Genomic DNA, 21,406 nt, shown 5'->3' with positions numbered 1-21,406 from the left:
CTAGTATACTGCGGTGTAGAAGTCGTATTTTTGTAATTAATGATTCACTCAAAAATTCCAGTTGCACAATCTATCGTACACCTATGCTTAAGTAAGGGTATTGATACGGTTATTATTTCTCCAGGGTCGCGTAACGCACCACTCACTATAGAGTTTACAAAGCATCCTCAAATTAAGGCATACAGCATTGTAGACGAGCGATGTGCTGCTTTTGTAGGTCTGGGTATCGCACAACAAACGGGTAGACCAGTAGCACTGGTGTGTACCTCTGGTAGTGCATTACTCAATTATTATCCGGCTATTTCTGAAGCTTTTTATAGTGATATACCCCTAGTTGCAATAAGTGCAGACAGACCAATAGAGCGTATAGATATAGGAGATGGACAGACTATACGACAAAAAAATGTGTTTGAAAATCATATCCTTTATTCGGCAAACTTGTATTCTGAGTTAGTTCCTACAGATGATGTGACCGATGCAAAGATGGCTCAAAAAATAAAAGAAAGTCAGCGTCATAATAATCAAGAGATTAATAAAGCGCTTAATGTAGCCATAGAACAATCTGGACCTGTACATATTAATGTTCCATTTTATGAGCCATTATATGAGATGACAGAGAGGGTAATAGATACACCTATAGAAATCGCACCACAAGTTGTAGATAAGGAACTCTCAAATAGTGAACTTGCTTCTTATGCTCAAGACTGGAACAAAGCTGCTCGAAAACTCGTTATCATAGGTGTTCAAGACCCTGAGACAATGTCTCCGGAATTGCTAGATTTACTAGGTAATGACCCGAGTGTTGTAGTTTTTACAGAAACAACATCTAATGTAGCACACCCTAATTTTTTTACACGTATTGATAATATTATAGGTAGTCTTGATGATACTGGGTTTAAAGACTTGCAACCTGAGATACTTCTCACCTTTGGAGGGATGGTGGTGTCAAAAAAGGTAAAAGCCTTTTTAAGAAATTATCAACCACTACAACACTGGCACGTAGATGCAAAAAAGGCATACGATACATATTTCTGTCTTAATAGGCACTTTGAGGTATCTGCTTCTCTATTTTTAGAAAAATTACAGGCAGTTACTGTACCTAAAGAAAGTACCTATCAAGAAGACTGGCTGCGTATAAGAGCAAAAAGAGATAGACTCCATAGTGAGTATATAGCACAAATGAGTTGGTGTGACTTTAAAGCCTTTGATCATATACTAGAGGTGATTCCAGATAACTCTGTATTACAGCTGGGTAATAGTAGTACAGTGCGGTATGCACAACTTTTTGATGTAAATAAAACACTAGAGGTATATTGTAATAGAGGAACGAGCGGTATAGATGGAAGCACGAGTACTGCTATAGGAAGCGCTATGGCTAGTAAGAAGCTTACGACCTTAATAACAGGAGAACTAAGTTTCTTTTATGATAGTAATGCGTTATGGAATCAATATATACCTAATGACTTTAAGATTATAGTCATTAATAATAATGGAGGGGGTATTTTTAGAATATTACCTAATAAGGATAAGAACACAGATAACTTTGATGAGTTTTTTGAAACCACACATCATCTTGAGGCCTCAAAGTTATGTGAGATGTATAATTTTAAATATCTCAAGGCAACAAATGAAGAAGAATGTGCTCTTGCCAAAAATGAACTATATGCATCTTCATCACAACCTACACTGCTAGAAATCTTTACACCGCGCAAAATTAACGATGAAGTGCTTCTTGATTACTTCAAATTCATAAAATAATTTTTTTTAAGAGAGTTTAACTTTTTGCTTATCTTTAAAGTGAATTAATAATCTAATCAACAAGTAACTTTAAAAATTATGAGCAAAAGAGCAGAACTCATCTCAAAATATGCAGATGATTTAAAGAACAAATGTGGTATGACCGCAGATATGGACCTTCTTACAAAAGTAACAATAGGGTGTGGACCATCAATCTATAATAAAGACTCATCAACAGTATCTGGAAGTTCTGAAACAGAAATTGCTACTGTAAAAAATAACTTTTTGATTAAAAAATTAGGTCTTGCAGATAGTGCAGATCTTGATAAAGCTATAGACAGCGTTCTTGAAACTTACGGAAAGTCTAATCGTAATAAATACCGTGCAGTAGTATACTATATGCTTACTAAGCACTTCAAAAAAGAGTCTGTTTATAAATAGACTACTTTTTAATGTATGTAGAAAGCGCTTTGACTCACGTCAAGGCGTTTTTTCTTTGTAGTAGTTGTACTTTTGCATTTTACAAAAGAATATGTTAGAAATAGGAAAATACCACATAATGAGAATAGACAGGGAGACAGAGCCAGGGCTCTTTCTTTCTAATGAAGCAGGAGATGACGTCTTGTTACCTAATAAGTACGTGCCAGAAGAATATAAAATATGGGATGAACTTAATGTATATGTTTATTTAGATCACGAGGAGCGACCAGTAGCTACTACACTAAAGCCGTATATAGAACTCAATAATTTTGGGTACTTGCGTTGTACTGCTGTAAATAATGTAGGAGCCTTTTTAGACTGGGGATTAGAAAAAGAACTTTTTGTTCCTTTTGCACAACAAGCTAGACCTATGAAGGTAGGTAGCTGGTACATCGTTTATATGTATCTAGACGAGAAGACTAACCGTCTTGCTGCCACTAGTAAAACAATGAAATACCTCTCAAATGATAATGTAGAGGTAAAAAAGTTTGACAAGGTAGAGGTAATTATATCACATATTACAGACAGAGGAGCAAACGCCATTGTAAACGGAAAGCACAAAGGACTTATTTATAAAGAAGACATCTTTGAAGATATAAGAACGGGTGATAAACTAGACGCTTGGGTTAAGAAAGTGCGACCAGATGGTAAAATAGATCTTATCTTACAAGAAGAAGGTTATAAAAGTATAGAACCTAATGCTCAATACATTTATGAAGAGTTGCAGGCTAATGATGGTTTTATGCCATTACACGATAAATCAGATCCAGTAGATATTCAAAATCAACTTGGTCTTAGTAAAAAGAGCTTTAAAAAAGCAATCGGTACGCTATATAGAGATCGTAAGATTTTAATAAAAGAAGATGGGATTCATATAATTGATTAATCCCATTTCTTCATACTATATAAATGAGCAAAAACTATAACTAGTTTTTGCTCATTTTTTTTGAGGTAGCTTTATCTAGCCCTTCTTTATGTAAAAGCACAGAGATAGCCTTGAGACGTATGTAGGGCACACTCATATATATGTAGCCATCGTACTTCGTTCTTCCAGAGTCTGTACCCCACGAGTTTTTTACGTTATAATAGACATTCCCATTTTGATCTGTTGCTTTCCCTGTGATATGCATCAAGTGGTCATCTGTAGTATTATAGTTTTCAAACTCATCCTGACGGTATTGTTGTGTAATTGTTTTTTCTGGCTCTGGTCCTAGTACAGCGAGCTTCTTATTACTTTCATTGTCTGGTATTACAGCTACACCGTGTTTTGAAGAAAAAGATAACTCACTCACATCACAATCTAGCGTTACTGTAAAACCGTTGCTTAATGCATTATCAATATTTGAGACAAACTCATCTAGCGGAAGATTATACATCGCTCCATTAGAAAAGTTGTCAGGAATATTAAGGATAAATGATTTGTAAAATGGCTGGTGAGTAAAAGAAGTTAAGGTTACATAATCGCTAGGGACCACCTTCATTTCCTTCGCAAACTCTTTAGGAGTGTACATTTTACCTTCATAAGAAAAATTAGTAATATTCTCACCTAGGTAAACATCCAGCACCTTATCTACTGCGGTTTTCCACTTTTTGCTTAACGTACTTCCTGGATTATCTATATAAGTGTCTAGCATACTATGTATAACGGCCACCATTTCGGCGTGGTTATGTTTGGTATCTGTATGTGTCAGGCCGGTGTAGGCACTGTTTGGTGCTAGGCCGTAACGCGCAACACTATTAATGACGTCGTGCGCGAGTCCGCCTTCAGAAAATTGAGCCTTTCCTTGACGCATTACATAATTTTCAGCTTTTGACGGGTAAGTATTTCTTACTGTGTACATTTCTGAAAGATCTACCATTTTACCAGTAAGTCTAGCAATCTCGCTTTCTAAAAATGAAGATGTACTAAAACTCCAGCACGTTCCTGTTACTCCTTGACTTATGACTGGTGTAGCCTGTAAATCAATAGTATCTGTAAAAATGTAAGAGCCTGCAGTATTTTCTTGTGCGTAGTACGCTTTCGCGAAAGCAAAAACAACCACAATACTTAGTAGTACTTTTTTCATCATCTAGTAATAAAGAATTATTTTTACGTAAAAATAGCACATTATGGATAAGCCAAACTGGCAAACAGCCAAAGAATATAAAGACATAACTTACAAAAAGAGTAACGGTGTTGCACGTATAGCGTTTAATAGACCAGACGTGCGCAACGCGTTTAGGCCTAATACCACAAAGGAATTATATGATGCCTTTTATGATGCAAATGAAGATACATCTATAGGAGTAGTGCTACTCTCTGCCGAGGGACCATCTTCTAAAGATGGTGTCTATAGTTTTTGCTCTGGTGGAGATCAAAAAGCGCGTGGTAAAGAAGGGTATGTAGGTGAAGATGGATACCATAGATTAAATATACTTGAGGTGCAACGTCTCATACGTTTTATGCCTAAGGCAGTAATTGCTGTTGTCCCAGGGTGGGCAGTAGGAGGTGGGCATAGCCTGCACGTCGTTTGTGACTTAACACTTGCAAGTAAGGAACACGCTATTTTTAAACAAACAGATGCAGATGTAACTTCTTTTGACGGTGGTTACGGAAGTGCTTACCTAGCAAAAATGGTAGGTCAAAAGAAGGCGAGAGAGATTTTCTTCTTAGGCAGAAACTATTCTGCTCAAGAAGCTTATGAGATGGGGATGGTAAATGCCGTGATACCTCACGCAGAGCTAGAAGATACTGCTTACGAGTGGGCGCAAGAAATTCTTGCAAAATCACCTATTTCTATAAAGATGCTCAAGTTTGCAATGAACCTTACTGATGACGGTATGGTGGGCCAACAAGTTTTTGCTGGTGAAGCAACCCGTCTAGCATATATGACAGATGAGGCCTTAGAGGGTAGAAATGCATTTTTAGAAAAAAGAACACCTAACTTTGACAAGAAGTGGATACCTTAATTATTTAACTATAAGTTTACGCAACCTTTTTAGAACTTGGCTATCTTAAATTAAAAGTAAATATTATGAAAAAAGTTTTAGTAATTTTTTTATCATTATTAATATTTGTCTCGTGCAATAGTGATGATGAAAATAGTACATTTGATGCGACGCTTATAGGTAACAGGTATGTTTATAGTGTTCTTGATTGTGAGAATGAGGATCCAATAGCAAATTCTTGTTTTGCTTCCATAGAGTTTTTCGATTCTCAAGAAGTAGGGATTTTACCTTTTGGAGATGCTATTTACAGCGTAGGGTATGTTATTGAAGACAAAACGGTAAGAGTTCTATTTTCAGAGTTTTTTGTAGATGGTGTTGATCAGTTTTTCATCATCGAAAGTGAAGATGTTCTCATAGAACAAGAATCTGGCAGTCGCTACCTTAGACAATAAGTAATAATAGTTATAAATAAAAAAGACCCGTACAACGTATTTGAACGGGTCTTTTTTATTACCTACGTATTTAAGCGATGGTATCTTGTTTTCTTTTTTCGAGAGCTTCTCTTACGTCCCGCGCTTTATTCTCATCTACATCATATCCCCACATAAATAAGATAGCTATAATTGTACCAGTAATGGGTATGCCTGAGAAGAAAAGGCGCAAACCTTCTATAGCTCCCTCCGGCTGGGTGGGCGCATCTGGTGTAAAGCCTACATAGGCCATAATGTAACCACTACCTAAACCAGCAATAGCAAAGCCAAACTTAACCATCCACCAGTAAATTGCTCCAAACACACCTTCTCTACGTATCCCATTTTTAAGCTCATCAAGATCTATAACATCTGCCGTCATAGACATCATAAGTACAAAGAGACCTCCTATACCAAATGAGAAAAACGGTAGAGCTATTATAAACAAATACGGTTTACCTGGTACAAATAGAAACCACAGCATTAAATATCCTATTATGGAAATAGTCTGTGATACTATGAAAGCTTTTTTCTTTCCTAGTTTTTTTGACATTTTTGTTACTATAGGAATTACCATAAAAGTAGTGCCTAGTGCCCCTAAACAGCCAAAGAGTGTAGGCCAGATTCCTGCTGCCGCTGCATCACCACTAAAGAGATGATATACTATTATAAAAAAAGAAAAAGCGGCAACGGTATTAAAAGCATTAAATACAAAAAATGTAGCCACACATAATTTTATAAAAGGTTTTGAAGAAAAGGCAGCTTTAAAACCTTTGGCTAGGCCTACAAGGCTTTTACCTAAATTTTTAATATTAAGTGGGATTAAACTGTCATCATCTAGGGTAGACTTACTTTTGATAAAAATAGCAGGAACCATTGCACATATAGCACAAGCGATACCTACCCATATGGCCAGGTCGCGAGCAGCCACATCTGCAGATTCAAACCAAGCGGGGTCATACATAATCACCCAAAACCAAGGCGCTATAACCCAGGCCCATTGACCTATCCACTGGGCAGTAGCCATAATATCTGTGCGCTCGTGAAAATCTTTACTCATTTCATAACCCATCGCAACATAAGGAACGCTAAATATCGTGAGACCCAAATAAAATGCTAGTGACCACATTAAGAAGTATGTAAAATTATAGTCCAGCCCATCTGCTCTATATAATTGCCACATCATTATAAAAGAAATACCCATAAGGATTGCCCCTGCAAATACGTACTGTCTTCTTCGGCCCCATTTTGATTTTGTGTTGTCAGATATAAAACCCATTATAGGATCTGTAAATGCGTCAAAAATGCGTGGCAAGAAAAAGAGCAGCGCCCACGATTCTGGCGGAAAACCCAAGTCTTGAACTAGTACCACCATAAAAATGGCTAAGGCCGCCGGAAACATTTGGTTTGCTAGCATTCCTATCCCAAAGGCTATTTTTTGACCAAAGGAAACTTCTTGTTTTGATGTAGTCATTTATGATGGTTTTAATAGCCCTTTATACAAAGAGCGGTTAGTTAATATTAATGTTAGTAGGCGGGTTTACGCTTTCGCGAAAGCGTAATTATCCCTCTTATAGCAACACATCTTGAGGTAGGTATATCTTAAGAAATTCTATCTCACCTGTACGATGAAAAATAGATGTACTTGTTTTATTATCTAGCTCTAGAGATGTAAACTCTTGTGTTTTATCATTAGAATAATGAACCTCAATGCGTGTCTCGTTTGAAATGGTATATATAATGGGCACTTGACAGTAGGTAAAAGAGAGTTCGTTATTTGAAACAGTAATAGTTTGCGGAGTAGCGTGAACGTCTGTATAATTAAAGAGGGCGTCTTGCTTTAAAAACTCTTCTTTGTTTAAAATAGCAGGATTAAAGCCCAGCTTTCCGTCTGTAACAGTAATTCCTAGCTCACCAAAACGGCTTATAATATCTTCTTTAACCTGTCCAGTCATACCAGGTTGTTGAGCACCTTTTCCTCCTGGCGTATGAGAGTAGGGGTCTGTAGGAAAAGCACCATAATGTTGTGGTGTTTTATGTACTCCTATACCTTCTGTAATCTCATAATAATGAGCAATGAGTTTACTTGTGACATCTTGGTCTTTGCCCGCACTTATAGATTGAAGTACACACTCTTGACTAGCAAGGGCAAGCTTTGAAACCATATGCCAATAGATAGAGCCTAAACCTTCATACCCAAAGAAAGTACCTGAGCGACCTGTAAATGCTTTATGATTAAAGACATTTTCATAAATGGCTAATATTTGTGTACGCTCTAAATCTATTAAATCTTTATACTTCTCTGTTGTAAGCTTATCTAGAGCATTACTTAGTGCATTTCCATTATTAAATGTGGTGTTAAAGTGATAATTGCCATTACGATCCTTTTCGATAATATCGTGATTACCATCATCTAGAAGTTTCTGTAAAAGAGTAGACTCTTTTACACTTTGCTGAGGTATATGATTTTTTTCTAAAAATTTTGGTAATTCCTTATTTGGATATAGAATATAACTTTGCTGGTCTTCTCTATATAGCGCACTTTTCTTTAAACTATCGAGAACGGCAAGGCTTTGCTGAGGTTGTAAATAGCCAGAACTTAACACAGCAACTTGCCCTTCTAGCATTTCATCCAGATAGCTTATTGAGATTTGATCTGTACGACTTACATCTACAATATTATAAGCGTGATATAAGCCATCTTCCCTCTCGTTAGCCTCTATAGAGTGATCTATATACGAGAGAGTAACTTTAATAAAGTGTTTGATTTCATCTAGCCTTAATGCTTTTTTAATACCTGTGTGTGATTGCCTGTAAATTTGTGTTCTATAGATGCTCGCCGCTTTCCCTAAACCATCTAGTATTGTTTTACGATTATGGTCACTTAAGGAATCTACAAGAAGGGTCTCATTATTTACAAGCGTACTTGTTACGTCCATAAAGAACTTATGTAATTCTTCAGAAATTAATGTCTCCGTGCTTGGGCTATCTTTTAAAACGTTATTAAAAAAACTAAGGAACCTCCTTAGATAATAAAGCGTTACCATAGATGCACCATTACCTACAAGAGCATTATTTGCATCATTCCATTCTGGGCGTTGTGTATTAAGCCAGATACCTGCCTCTGGAATAAGATTAGCTACTTTTGCAAGAACAGTTGCAAGTATTTTTTCAATAAAATTTACGTTGTATATAGAACCGCTATTATCAAGAAGTAAAGAACCATCTGCTCCTAGTTGTTTTTTCCTGTCGGTTATTTTATTGTTTAATTTAAAATCAAAATCTATGGTGTCTTTTGGGTTTTTAAGAATGCTATTATAGTCTTTGATTTTATATGGCACATTTGCATAAACAAAGATGTTTTTATTAAAAAGAGAGACAAGTTTTCCAGGTTGATAGCGCTCTATGATCTCAAGAAATTTTTGAAGATAGATTATTTGATGATCTCCCCAGTAGCCTATGTATGACCAAGGGTCATCTTCTTCAATAGTTTCCCAGTCAAAACCACCTTTTGTTACTCTATAAGGGTTATACCCATCAAAGGTCGTTGCATTTAAAAATTTATAGATCATACTCTCTATAAAGGCAGGGTATGATAGGGCAAGGGCTTCCCAGTTTTGAAATATATCTCGCCAGTTACCTTCATAATCAAGAACCTTAGAGCCGTCTTGATCATTTTTTGTATTAATTAAAAATTTATTCCAAGGTCTACTTGGGTCGCCGTGCCTGCGGCTAAATTTGAGTGGAAGATACTCTAGGCATAGCCTTTGTAAATGAACGTTTTTACTAGTTGCAATGTGATTATGCAATTCAAATATTGTAAAGGTTTCTGGTAACTCAGATAGTAACTTTTGCTCATTAAGATGTACTTCCTTGTTTGCCTGAGAGAGGTAAGAGATAAAATCCCATTTTTCTACTTGATAGTTGTTATCTACAATACCACCGCGCATTATATTAAAAAGCGTATTAGAAAAATGACGTGTGTTTCTAAGCTTATCTGCTGTAAGTTGCATAGCATCTGCAGAGTTTGCTAGTTTAAGAAGTTCTTTTGTTCCTTTGTCAATATCTTCTTGAACCAACTCTTTGAGATTGCTAGATGATGCTATACTCTTTTCTATCTCGGTGATGTTACTTATACTTTGGTTTGTATTTGCAATCATCATCCAGTTTTGAGAAGTGCCCGGTTTTAGCGCTACTGTTTGTATAGCTATATACGCACCACGCTCTGCCTTTACATCTTCTTCTTGCACTACATCTTCACCATTTCTAAAATTATCTAGTTGTCTCGAAGAGACGAGATAAGTAGGGCTACTAAGTCCCAGCGACCATACAATATTACTGCTTAAGGCTTCACTAGGTTCTGCCTTATCTACTATAGTAGCACTGAGCGCATAAATTCCTATACCAGATTTATGTACTAACTCATTGCGCTTATAAGCATCTACGAGATTACTACTCGCTTTTTGTAATTCTTCACCTACGCTGTATGGTATGATATTTTGTAAGCCGTCTAAAATTGATATTTCCTGGCTTTTTTGAGATTGATTAGATATAGTAGACTTTCTTACAAATCCATACTTGTCACTTGTATTCCACTCATAGCGATAGGAGAGTTCAAGGTCCAAGTTGTGTTCTTCAAAGATGAGTTTATTACCATATTCATTTTTATATAGATTACGTTCTATACGATAAAGCCCATTGTATTTGCTTGAAAATGGTTCCCAGAGCAAAGTCTTATCACTCATTATGACCTTAACGATTGTGATACTACCCGTATGCTCTATAGACTCGGTAATTTTATCATCTGTATAATATGGAAATAATGCATTATCGGCATTTTTTCTACCAGCCGTTAGCCCTCCATTACTAGCGATAAACATCCAGTGATTAGAGTTACTTACCAGACTTATAAAGAATGGTCTCATCTCATCACTATTAGTGATTTTATAGTAAACTTCATTGTCAAAATTTACTAGTTCTCCTTTTGTTTCTTTTTGAGAAACGGCAATAGGAGTACTTCCTATATAAATAGGTTGATGTGTCATATGGATGCGTTTTAAGTATCTATACTTTGTGTAAACAGATTGATATAGACTGTTTACATTATATTATAAGTGGGTAGTACACTACATATATTTATATGTGGCGCTGCTACAAGTGTTAGTTATCTATCCTGTTATAAAGGATTTAATCGTTAGTGCTGTAAATACGTACATAGTCTACTACCATTTGCTGTGGTAGGGGAGTAGTATCTACTGGAAATCCTACAAAGTTTCCGCCTACAGCAATGTTAAGCAACATAAAAAATGGCTGATCATCAAAAACCCAGTCTGCATCTTGCGGAATATCCTCCTTTGCAATTCTATTAAAACGTATACCGTCTATAAAATAATCTATATAAGTAGGTGTCCACTCTATAGCATACTCGTGAAAATCTGCGTCAAATCTATCATCCTCCAGTGTGTAGCTTCCAGATAGTGCATTACCACCAGAATACCCTGGCCCGTGTATGCTACCTAAAGTGATTTCAGGTTCTTGCCCTCTCATTTCTGTAATATCAATTTCTCCTACAAAAGGCCACTGCACAGTTGCTGGATCATCATCTGCTTGAGTTTCAATATTACTCCCTAGCATCCAGAACGCAGGCCAGATACCACGACCACCAGGCATTTTAATACGAGCTTCAAAACGACCATATTGTTGCTCTACTTTATCTTTTGTATTAATACGTGCAGAGGTAAAAGGTGAACCCTGAAAGGTTTCTCTACGCGCTGTAATAATCATATTACCAGCACCATCTAGAGAGACATTTTCTGGTCTATCTGTATAATATTGCAACTCATTATTACCCCAGCCATTACTACCAGTACCTATGTCAAAATTCCAGTTATCAGCATTTATAGAAGCGCCTGCCTCACCGTTAAACTCATCTTCAAAAACAAGCGTAAGATTTGATAAACCTACATTACTACCTTCATCATCTGTGCAAGCGAGTATAATGGCTAGCACACATAAGGTTGCCGTGATTACTATTATATTATTTTTCATTGCTATTTTTTTAATTACGCTTTCGCGAAAGCGGTATAATTCTTTTTGAAATACACTAGTAGCTATTAATTAAGTACAAGCGAAACGTTGTCTATAACCACCACACCCGTTTCTGCCCCCATATCAAAAAGCACACGTGAGTTTGAACTCCCGAAAGTGCTAGCCTCTAGGGTAAGTGTAAATGTTTGTGTAGTAGTTGTGAGATTTACTGTCTCAATTACAGCCTCAAAAGGAGCCTCATTAAGACCTATACCTGCAATTAAAGTACGGTTACCGTCTGATGAAGCATCAAAAGTTAGGGTGTATGTTGCGCCTTGTGTTATCTCTAGGCCTTGACTTAAGTTTACGTCAAAGGCGTTACCAGCAACCATCACATTTGCAAAATTAAAGCTGTTACCACCGTCTTCTTGAACGTTAAATGCGTTACCAAACCAATCTACCATACCACTCTCAAAGTCTCCATTAGACAAGAGATTATCTCCAGTATTTCCACCAGTATCTCCACCGTCATTTACCGGATCAGATCCTACTACAATAAGGTCGTCATAATAATATGTAGATCCATCACCTTGTAAATCAGGAATAAATTCAAAAAATAAGATAATACGATCGTAATTAATACTAGGGTCTAGCTGACCAGTAAAGTTAAATAGAAGCTCTTCCCATTCATTTACAGTAGTGGTGTTAATATCTAGTACAACTTGAGAGTCGCCACCTATAGCTTGGTTTTCTAGAGCCATTCTTACAGGGATATCTGCTTTAGGAGATAGCGTTTTTATACTTATAATCTCAGATGCCGAAAAATCTATAGGAGCGTCAAGATTAAGTAATGTCCCTGCAAAAAACTGAGCGCCTACCGTCTTTGTAGTTCTTAGAACAGTTTGTGTGGGGTTAATGCCCGTTGCACTTGGATTTCCTTCTACGGCAGAAGCTGCTCCCTCAAAACCTATAATGTCATAAACTAGTGAGGTAGATTCAAACCCAACAGGAAAAGTTACTTGAGCAGCATCTGAGTCGTCTACATTAGGAGTAGGAGGAAGTTCTTCCATACCTATGCTTAACGAGCCTTGAGCATTAATATCATTAAGTGTTGCAGTGATAGTGGCAACACCGTTTGAACCGTTTACTGTTACAACGCCTAGGTCATTTACAGTAGCAACTGTTTCGTTTGTAGAGTTATAATCAAAATATGCAGACGCACTTTCAACTCGCTGTTCTATACCATTAGGCATATTAAAGGTGCTGTAACCTCCGGTAATAGCTACTTGATTGCCTACAGTGGCTGAGGTAACCTGGTCTTGACCTTCTAAAATTGCTGCACTTAATGGTAAAATAGTATTTAAGTTTTCAAACTTTACTTCGTCTATCCATAACTGGTATGATTCTCCATTATTTGAGGCCTCGGCATACCAGAACATTCCGCTCTCTTCTGTGAGTTTTGCCGCATTTGGGATAGGGATGAAATACTGTTGCCAGCCTGTACCTACCTCAAGGTTATTTACCTGTGTTCTATAAACTTCTCCTTGAAAGGTTAGTCCAAAACCTATTTGATCAACAATCTCGCCTCTGGATGCTCTTGCATAAAAAGAAAGAACATTATAGTCTGTTAAGTCTCTACCTATAGCTGTGGTAAAAATCCCACCTGCATATCCTCCTTCTGGATCTGTCGTATTAGGAATATCAAACCTCATTGCTGCACTACCTTCAAAGACGACATCTGTATCGACATCAAAAGCTGTTACTTTAGAGTCTCCAAAGGCCGCATATTCTAATCCTGCACTAAAGGTATCTATAAAGACGTCTCCATTATTTGGGAAAGTGGCCTCTTGTAAATTATCTTCATCTGGTGCGCAACCATAGTTAAGCACTACAAAAAATGTAGTGAGGAGATAACTTATGTTTTTTATAGTAAGTATCTTTTTCATCTTGTAATTATTTACCAATGTTAATATGTAAGTATGTTCTAATCTCCCACTCATTACCGTTAGGCAAGCCCAAGTCAATAGGGCTCATAAACTCATATCTAGGAGAGAAATTATCTAGTGATCGCCAGGTGTAACGTACTCCTAAGCGAGTATTAGGTAAAATAAACCATCCTGGTTTCCCTAGGGTAGTAGAGAGGTCTACTTTAAATTGGAATGGGTAAGTGAGGTTAAAGTCTCTATGAAAATCAAAAGGACCCCAGTCGTCTATTTTTACCTCACTCATTAATTTAAATTTGTTATATACAACACGTACGTCTGTACCATATCGATAAATAACTCTGTCATCACTACCTCTTGCTTGTCCATTACCTCCAAAAAAGTTTGCAATAACTCCAAAATCTGGACTTATTTTAGAAACTATTCTACCATTAAACTCCCATAAATCTTGTGCAGATGGTGCAGATGCAAATGCCACAGGAACACGACTATCGCCAAAGAATCCAATAGCTGCATCTTGTGTAGTAGGTAAGTGACGATATACAAAGCCTAGACTTGCTGCAAATGGCGCATCTTCTGCTCGGTCATTATCCCACTCGTAAAACCACGTTCCTGGAGTTGGGTCAAAGGTTAAAAGTAACTCTCCGGCTGTTGTCTTTCTATTATCTCTCACAACAAATGGATCTTCTATAATATTTCTAGAGCGTGCAGGAGCTGGAGCTCCAAGTGGGATTGGATCTACAAGAGGCTCTTGCCATAAAAAGTTAGGCGCTATTTGAAAATTACCTATTTGATATGTAAACCCTGTTAAGAAGTTATATTGATTACCGCTTCCACTGTCTTTAAGTCTCCAGCCTGTAAATGTCTTTGTGTAATCTGCACCCCCAAATGCCACAAGCCCTTGTGCTGCCCCTTGAGCATACCAGTTAAATTTTCCTCCTGCATAGGTTACTTTTGCTTTTCCTCCCCAGTTATCACCAGCGTCTACCGTGTTTACAAATACATCGGTATTCCCATCTGCATCAGTCTTTACTATTTGATAGTCTCTTCCATTAAGAGGGGATCCACCCCATATACCACCTACTTCAATACTAAAGTTGCCAAATTTTCTTTGGCCATATAAAGTTGCTCTTCTTGTTCTAGGTTGAGGTATTGCTACAGATGATACACCCACACCTGGATCTGCTATGTCTTCGTGAAAAATAGCAGCAAGATTGTACTTACCTACTTGCTTTTGGTACTTTAAAAGTACTGCGGGGTTTGCGCCCCACCATAATTCTGGACCGAATGCTGCTTTTAGTCCTTTGAAATCCTTCTTACCTTCAAATTCAAATCCAAAAGGAGCTACGCCATTATATATGTCAATGTTAGGGCCATAGTTTGCTTCAGGATATAGGCCAAAGAAATCACCTTCATATCCCCAGTGATAGTGACCAGTTCTATAAAACCCTTTGATATCGGTGTATTTTGTACTCCAGTCAAATTCTGCTTGATAGATTTGCACTCTATTATTATCTGTAAGAACTACATCACCATTGTTAGAATTTACAACGGTAGGTCTTCCTCTGTTTTCAAAAAAGATTTCATCTATAGGATTGCCAGCTACATTTCCTAAAATATTCACCTCCACATTAGCTCTTAAGCCTGGAGTAGGGTTTGCTTCAATACCAACATAATATGACTCCATATTATCAAAACCTAATTGGTCTGGAAAAGTAGTAGGGTTGTTTTGGTCAGCATTTTCTGGAGTGGTAATACGTTTACCACCAGTACTAAATGTAGTAAACTCAGCTCTTAATGTGCTTATCTTAATTTTTTCACCTCCTGCGGTTCCAGAGGCTGCTTTGTCACCTCTAGCCCTTAGTACAGCATCCATTATTTGTATTGCATCAAAGTGATTTTCTACACTTGAACTGTCATTATTGCTAGCGTATGGGTTAAAAGTATGAACTTCTTTTAAAGAATAATAAGCGGCTCTTGGATACAGGGTGTAAAGACCGTTGATGTTTGTAGGACCTTTTGCACAGATTCCAAACCACTCCTCATTCATATTGTTTTCACCTTCTATAAAATCATAAGTGTATCCTCCATTAGACCACGATGCATTATTATCGTGTATATCTAGATTTTTAGTTTGGCCGTACTTCCACCAGCCATCACTAAACTGAAATGTAAAACCTCCTATTGAGTTTTGCGCTTTATCTAGACCAGCTGCATTTTCATAAATCTCTTTCCAGTTACCCAGCATATAGTAAGCCTGAGCTTTTTGATCTTCTTGATTTTGGATTGCATTAAATGCGTCTGCTCCAAATTCTGTAAAGAGTAAAGGCTTTCCGTAGGTAGTCTTAACTCTTTCAAAAGCATCTCCAAAAGAAACACCTCGATACATATTTGTTCCATAAATATCTACATCAGGACATTCTTCTGCTATAATATTTAAGAATAATAAATCTCCATTACAAAGTGCTATAGGCTTGTCTTCTATAATTTCTTTCATAGCAACCGTAGCTTCATTAAAGAGCTTGTACATTGCTCGAGCCCTTGGCTTTACTCGGCTATTTGCTTCAGGAATATCTTCTGTTTCTGCACCATCCCAAAAAAGACCGTAGTTATTTTCATTACCTAACAAGTATAATAGCAGGCCTCTTGTATTTTTGAAGTCTTTAGCCATTTGAGCTGTTTCTTTTAATAAGACTGCTCTTACATCTGGATCACTATAATCTGTATTAGGTTTCCAAGTTCCGTTTATGGTGAGTCCATAACGGCCAAAGGGGTGATTAATCATTGTATAAATACCATAGTTGTCATATATATAGGTTACCCATCTAGGCGGTACACCTACGTATTGTCTTATTGTATTTACCCCCATATTTTTAAGCAACTCCATTTCAGGGTCTAAAGCGGCTTTTATTACATCATCAGACTGTTTCCAGAATTGGTAAGAGGTGGTAGCGACAGTTTGGCCTACTGGGATGTAGTCCCAGTTCATACCATTAATGATAAATGGCTCACCATTAACCATTAATTTTTGTCCATCACTATCATCATTTATAGTAACTGTAGTGCTTTGTGCAAATAAAGCTAGTGAGTTCAAAATCAAAAATATGCTCAACATATAATGTTTCATACAGCGATTGTTTTATGTTTGGTTTAAGATAATAATGGAGAATTTATTCTCTATATATTTATGTTGTGTTAATCGTCATGTAAAGATATTGTTAAGATGAAGACTATTTGTTAGTTCTTAGTAAACAAAAACTATACACTCCTCTGTAAATAGTTGTAATGATTAAGAATATCACTTTAATTAACCCGTATTGTTGAGAATAAAGAGGTTTTGGGTCTTGATTTTAACGATATTAAAGTTAGAGTTTTTTCGTGAAATTCAGATTTTCAAAGTGATGATGTAGTAATGTTGTGGTGATTATTCTACCTGTATAGGTCTTTCTCTGTTATTTAATGCAGGTTTATGGATATTGATATCACGGATATGTGCTATTAGTAAGGTTTATAATTAGACACAAAAAAAAGGCTAATTTCAACATAGAAATTAGCCTGTATAGTTTTAGTTTTTTCGCGAAAGCGAACTATTCAAAATATGAAAACGTCTCACCATCTTCTATAGTAAGCAGCGTTTCATAAATAAGTTTTATAACATTCTCGACATCTTCACGATGTACCATCTCAACAGTAGTATGCATATATCTTAATGGTAATGATATAAGAGCAGAGGCTACGCCACTACCACTATAAGCAAATGCATCTGTATCTGTGCCCGTAGCGCGAGAGAGGGCAGCTCTCTGGAAAGGAATCTCTTTCTTCTCTGCAGTCTCTGTAATACGGTCACGTAGTTTTTGTTGTACAGCAGGAGCATAAGCAACTACAGGGCCTTTGCCTATCTCTGCGTGTCCCTGTTTTTTCATATCTATCATAGGTGTTGTCGTGTCGTGAGTAACATCTGTGACAATGGCAACATTTGGTTTTATACGTTCTGCAATCATTTGTGCACCACGTAGTCCTATCTCTTCTTGTACCGAGTTTGTGATATAGAGTCCAAAAGGTAGTTTCTTTTTATTCTCGTGTAAAAGTCTCGCTACCTCTGCAATCATAAAACCACCAGCGCGGTTATCTATCGCTCTACACACAAATTTATCGTCATTAAGAATATGGAAGGTGTCTGGATAGGTAATTACACAACCTACGTGTACCCCCATTTTTTCTACCTCCTCTTTATCTTTTGCTCCTATGTCTATAAAGATATTGTCAGGTTTTGGTGCTTCTTCTTTTGCTTTGTTACGAGTATGTATTGCTGGCCAACCAAAAACTCCTTTTACAATTCCGTTTTTAGTATGCACGTTTACAATCTTAGAAGGTGCAATCTGGTGATCACTCCCGCCGTTACGTATTACATATATAAGACCATTATCTGCTATGTAATTTACATACCAAGAGATCTCATCTGCGTGACCTTCTATTACAACCTTATATTTTGCCTCTGGATTTATTACCGCAACCGCAGTACCGTAGGTGTCTGTGATAAACTCATCTACATATGGTTTAAGATAATCCATCCATAATTTCTGTCCATCCCACTCATAGCCTGTAGGAGCTGCGTTGTTTAGGTAACTCTCAAGAAAGTCTAGAGACTTTTTATTTAAAATGCTTTTTGAAGCCATAGAATAATATTTTTTTTAAAAGTAAGAATATTAACCAAGAGTTAATGACGTTATAGCACTCTAATCTTTAATTTTGGAATGATTTTAGCTTAAAGCGAAATAAACAAATGCGCATATATACATACATTATAATATTATTATTCCCTTTTGCGCTAGCTCAAGCGCAAATCACAACAAGTGACACCACAGCCACAACAACCGAATACTATATTATAGAAGGCGACACTATACCTAGGAGCTCTATAGATCTCAATGAGGTAATCGTTTTCAAAAGACTAAAATTTAAAAATAATACAGAGCGTAGGCGTTACCTTATATTACGTCGTAAAACCAGAAAAGTGTTCCCTTATGCAAAGCTAGCGGCAGATAGGCTAGTGGCGCTCAATGAAAGACTAGATTCTATAGAAGGTAAGCGCGCAAGAAAAAAGTACACAAAGATTATACACAAGTACTTAGAAGGAGAGTTTTCTACAGAGCTCAAAAAGTTAACCAGAACCGAAGGTCAAATACTTATTAAACTGATCCATCGTCAAACAGGAGAGACAGCCTTTGATCTTATAAAGAGGCTGCGTAGTGGATGGAGAGCCTTTTGGTATAATACCACAGCAAGTGCTTTTGACCTTTCACTTAAAAGAGAGTTCAATCCAGAGCAAGAACAAGAAGACTATCTTATAGAAGATATACTACAGCGCTCTTTTCAATCAGGCATACTTGAGCCACAGCCTACAGCGCTAGATTTCCAATTCTTAGAATTGTCCAATAAGTGGAAGTCAAATAAAGTAGAGTAGTACCTATATATTATACTATTTAATAGTGTAGCGTACCTTTTACGCTTTCGCGAAAGAAAATTCGCGTCTATTTTCCCTTCATAGTATACTTTTAATTACTGCAATATTGGTCTCATTCTAAGAGAAGATATAATTCATATGGTTAAGGTTAAGAAGGTCAGTGGTTTGTAAATTATTTTGAAATTTATTTAAAAAAATACTTGTCAGGATTGAACTTCTGTGTATCTTTGCCACCCGTTTGACTGCAAGCGGTAGTTCTTATAAATGTTTGTTTAATTGGCTTTAAAATTTATTTCAAATTATTTTCAAAAGATAGTTTGTAAAGTCAAAAAAGGTTGTAGTTTTGCACCCGCTAACAAATAGAGGTTTATTTGTAAGAGTTGTTCTTAGAATTGTTGTTTTTATTGCTTCAGAAAAAAATAATTTTTTTTTCAAAATAAAGTTGTCAGTATTAAAAACAGTTGTATATTTGCACCCGCTTAGAGAAACAGTAACACATCTAGCGAAGTTCAAGTAATTTTTTTGAATGTTTTGGAAGGATAAAAAGGGGTTCGATTCCTCTTGCATTAACATTGATTTTCTAGTTTTTAGGAATTAGGAAAAGTTCATTGACTTATTGAATTGACAGCGCGTATTAATACTTTCGGGTATTATTACAAAGAATTTGAAAACTAGAAGTTTATTATTGACCGGATATTTCGAGTTGTGAGGAGTTAATATTATTAACAACACACGATGAAGAGTTTGATCCTGGCTCAGGATGAACGCTAGCGGCAGGCTTAACACATGCAAGTCGAGGGGTAACAGGAGTAGCTTGCTATTTGCTGACGACCGGCGCACGGGTGCGTAACGCGTATAGAATCTACCTTATACTGGGGGATAGCCTTTGGAAACGAAGATTAATACCCCATAGTATTATTTTTTGGCATCATTAAATAATTAAAGTTTCGGCGGTATAAGATGACTATGCGTTCTATTAGTTAGTTGGTAAGGTAACGGCTTACCAAGACTTCGATAGATAGGGGTCCTGAGAGGGAGATCCCCCACACTGGTACTGAGACACGGACCAGACTCCTACGGGAGGCAGCAGTGAGGAATATTGGACAATGGAGGCAACTCTGATCCAGCCATGCCGCGTGTAGGAAGACTGCCCTATGGGTTGTAAACTACTTTTATATGGGAAGAATAAGATCTACGTGTAGATTGATGACGGTACCATAAGAATAAGCACCGGCTAACTCCGTGCCAGCAGCCGCGGTAATACGGAGGGTGCAAGCGTTATCCGGAATCATTGGGTTTAAAGGGTCCGTAGGCGGGCATATAAGTCAGTGGTGAAAGTCTGTGGCTTAACCATAGAATTGCCATTGATACTGTATGTCTTGAATTATTGTGAAGTGGTTAGAATATGTAGTGTAGCGGTGAAATGCTTAGAGATTACATAGAATACCGATTGCGAAGGCAGATCACTAACAATATATTGACGCTGATGGACGAAAGCGTAGGTAGCGAACAGGATTAGATACCCTGGTAGTCTACGCCGTAAACGATGGATACTAGTTGTTTGGTTTTCGGACTGAGTGACTAAGCGAAAGTGATAAGTATCCCACCTGGGGAGTACGTTCGCAAGAATGAAACTCAAAGGAATTGACGGGGGCCCGCACAAGCGGTGGAGCATGTGGTTTAATTCGATGATACGCGAGGAACCTTACCAGGGCTTAAATGTAGTCTGACAGCTTTAGAGATAGAGTTTTCTTCGGACAGATTACAAGGTGCTGCATGGTTGTCGTCAGCTCGTGCCGTGAGGTGTCAGGTTAAGTCCTATAACGAGCGCAACCCCTGTGGTTAGTTGCCAGCGAGTAATGTCGGGAACTCTAGCCAGACTGCCGGTGCAAACCGTGAGGAAGGTGGGGATGACGTCAAATCATCACGGCCCTTACGTCCTGGGCCACACACGTGCTACAATGGTAGGGACAGAGAGCAGCCACTTAGCGATAAGGAGCGAATCTATAAACCCTATCTCAGTTCGGATTGGAGTCTGCAACTCGACTCCATGAAGCTGGAATCGCTAGTAATCGGATATCAGCCATGATCCGGTGAATACGTTCCCGGGCCTTGTACACACCGCCCGTCAAGCCATGGAAGCTGGGGGTACCTGAAGTCCGTCACCGTAAGGAGCGGCCTAGGGTAAAACTGGTAACTGGGGCTAAGTCGTAACAAGGTAGCCGTACCGGAAGGTGCGGCTGGAACACCTCCTTTCTAGAGCTTGTCCCTGTTATTGTGAGTTATGTAATTTATTATGTAGCGATATCATTAACAAACAGCAAACGACTTACAACCGAATGGTTAGTAATAGGTTT

At 37.5% G+C, this 21,406-nt stretch carries 13 protein-coding genes and 1 rRNA gene; 7 read left to right on the top strand and 7 right to left on the bottom strand.

All coding sequences use genetic code 11. The features are described from left to right. Window positions 1-39: 39 nt before the first annotated feature. From menD to ABVM49_RS14275, 3 genes are all read left to right on the top strand, one after another. On the top strand, window positions 40-1,758 hold the full coding sequence (gene menD, locus ABVM49_RS14285) for a 2-succinyl-5-enolpyruvyl-6-hydroxy-3-cyclohexene-1-carboxylic-acid synthase (protein WP_405202495.1): 1,719 nt from the start codon (window positions 40-42) through the stop codon (window positions 1,756-1,758). Window positions 1,759-1,836: 78 nt separating this feature from the next. After that, window positions 1,837-2,178: a DUF2853 family protein gene (locus tag ABVM49_RS14280; protein ID WP_038600301.1), complete on the top strand. Its 342-nt coding sequence runs from the start codon at window positions 1,837-1,839 to the stop codon at window positions 2,176-2,178. Window positions 2,179-2,269: 91 nt separating this feature from the next. After that, a complete protein-coding gene (locus ABVM49_RS14275; protein ID WP_035328180.1) occupies window positions 2,270-3,103 on the top strand; it encodes a S1 RNA-binding domain-containing protein in 834 nt (277 codons plus the stop codon). 40 nt (window positions 3,104-3,143) lie between these two features. Here the strand turns inward: ABVM49_RS14275 and ABVM49_RS14270 are convergent, their stop codons facing one another. Further along, a complete protein-coding gene (locus ABVM49_RS14270; protein ID WP_405203688.1) occupies window positions 3,144-4,283 on the bottom strand; it encodes a C1 family peptidase in 1,140 nt (379 codons plus the stop codon). A gap of 43 nt (window positions 4,284-4,326) precedes the next feature. Here ABVM49_RS14270 and ABVM49_RS14265 point away from each other — a divergent pair, with 43 nt between their 5' ends. Further along, window positions 4,327-5,166: a 1,4-dihydroxy-2-naphthoyl-CoA synthase gene (locus ABVM49_RS14265; RefSeq protein ID WP_405202494.1), complete on the top strand. Its 840-nt coding sequence runs from the start codon at window positions 4,327-4,329 to the stop codon at window positions 5,164-5,166. A 65-nt stretch (window positions 5,167-5,231) separates the two neighbouring features. Continuing rightward, window positions 5,232-5,597 carry a hypothetical protein gene (locus ABVM49_RS14260; protein WP_405202493.1) on the top strand — a complete coding sequence of 122 codons (366 nt, stop codon included), beginning with the start codon at window positions 5,232-5,234 and terminating at the stop codon, window positions 5,595-5,597. A gap of 70 nt (window positions 5,598-5,667) precedes the next feature. Here ABVM49_RS14260 and ABVM49_RS14255 read toward each other — a convergent pair whose 3' ends face one another. From ABVM49_RS14255 to ABVM49_RS14230, 6 genes are all read right to left on the bottom strand, one after another. Then, on the bottom strand, window positions 5,668-7,089 hold the full coding sequence (locus ABVM49_RS14255; RefSeq protein WP_035328188.1) for an MFS transporter: 1,422 nt from the start codon (window positions 7,087-7,089) through the stop codon (window positions 5,668-5,670). A 97-nt stretch (window positions 7,090-7,186) separates the two neighbouring features. Continuing rightward, on the bottom strand, window positions 7,187-10,660 hold the full coding sequence (locus tag ABVM49_RS14250; protein WP_405202492.1) for a hypothetical protein: 3,474 nt from the start codon (window positions 10,658-10,660) through the stop codon (window positions 7,187-7,189). Window positions 10,661-10,802: 142 nt separating this feature from the next. Continuing rightward, window positions 10,803-11,663 (bottom strand): family 16 glycosylhydrolase, encoded by an 861-nt coding sequence (locus ABVM49_RS14245; RefSeq protein WP_405202490.1) that lies wholly within the window; start codon window positions 11,661-11,663, stop codon window positions 10,803-10,805. A gap of 65 nt (window positions 11,664-11,728) precedes the next feature. Further along, the gene (locus ABVM49_RS14240; protein WP_405202489.1) at window positions 11,729-13,588 is read right to left on the bottom strand and encodes a hypothetical protein; all 1,860 of its coding nucleotides are present in this window, start codon (window positions 13,586-13,588) and stop codon (window positions 11,729-11,731) included. Between the two features lie 7 nt (window positions 13,589-13,595). Continuing rightward, on the bottom strand, window positions 13,596-16,712 hold the full coding sequence (locus tag ABVM49_RS14235) for a glycosidase (RefSeq protein WP_405202488.1): 3,117 nt from the start codon (window positions 16,710-16,712) through the stop codon (window positions 13,596-13,598). A 460-nt stretch (window positions 16,713-17,172) separates the two neighbouring features. Further along, window positions 17,173-18,261: a M42 family metallopeptidase gene (locus ABVM49_RS14230; protein ID WP_035328204.1), complete on the bottom strand. Its 1,089-nt coding sequence runs from the start codon at window positions 18,259-18,261 to the stop codon at window positions 17,173-17,175. 107 nt (window positions 18,262-18,368) lie between these two features. On the opposite strand from ABVM49_RS14230, the gene ABVM49_RS14225 reads away from it, so the two are divergent. Both ABVM49_RS14225 and ABVM49_RS14220 read left to right on the top strand, forming a co-directional pair. Further along, window positions 18,369-19,049 (top strand): DUF4294 domain-containing protein, encoded by a 681-nt coding sequence (locus ABVM49_RS14225; protein WP_035328207.1) that lies wholly within the window; start codon window positions 18,369-18,371, stop codon window positions 19,047-19,049. A gap of 732 nt (window positions 19,050-19,781) precedes the next feature. After that, a 16S ribosomal RNA gene (locus tag ABVM49_RS14220) occupies window positions 19,782-21,305 on the top strand. Window positions 21,306-21,406: the final 101 nt, after the last annotated feature.

Source organism: Dokdonia sp. LLG6352-1 (genome assembly GCF_045055815.1).
GTDB classification, from domain to species: Bacteria; Bacteroidota; Bacteroidia; order Flavobacteriales; family Flavobacteriaceae; genus Dokdonia; species Dokdonia donghaensis.
Note: the sequence above shows the minus strand (reverse complement) of the source record. Positions and strands in the feature narration are given on the sequence as shown.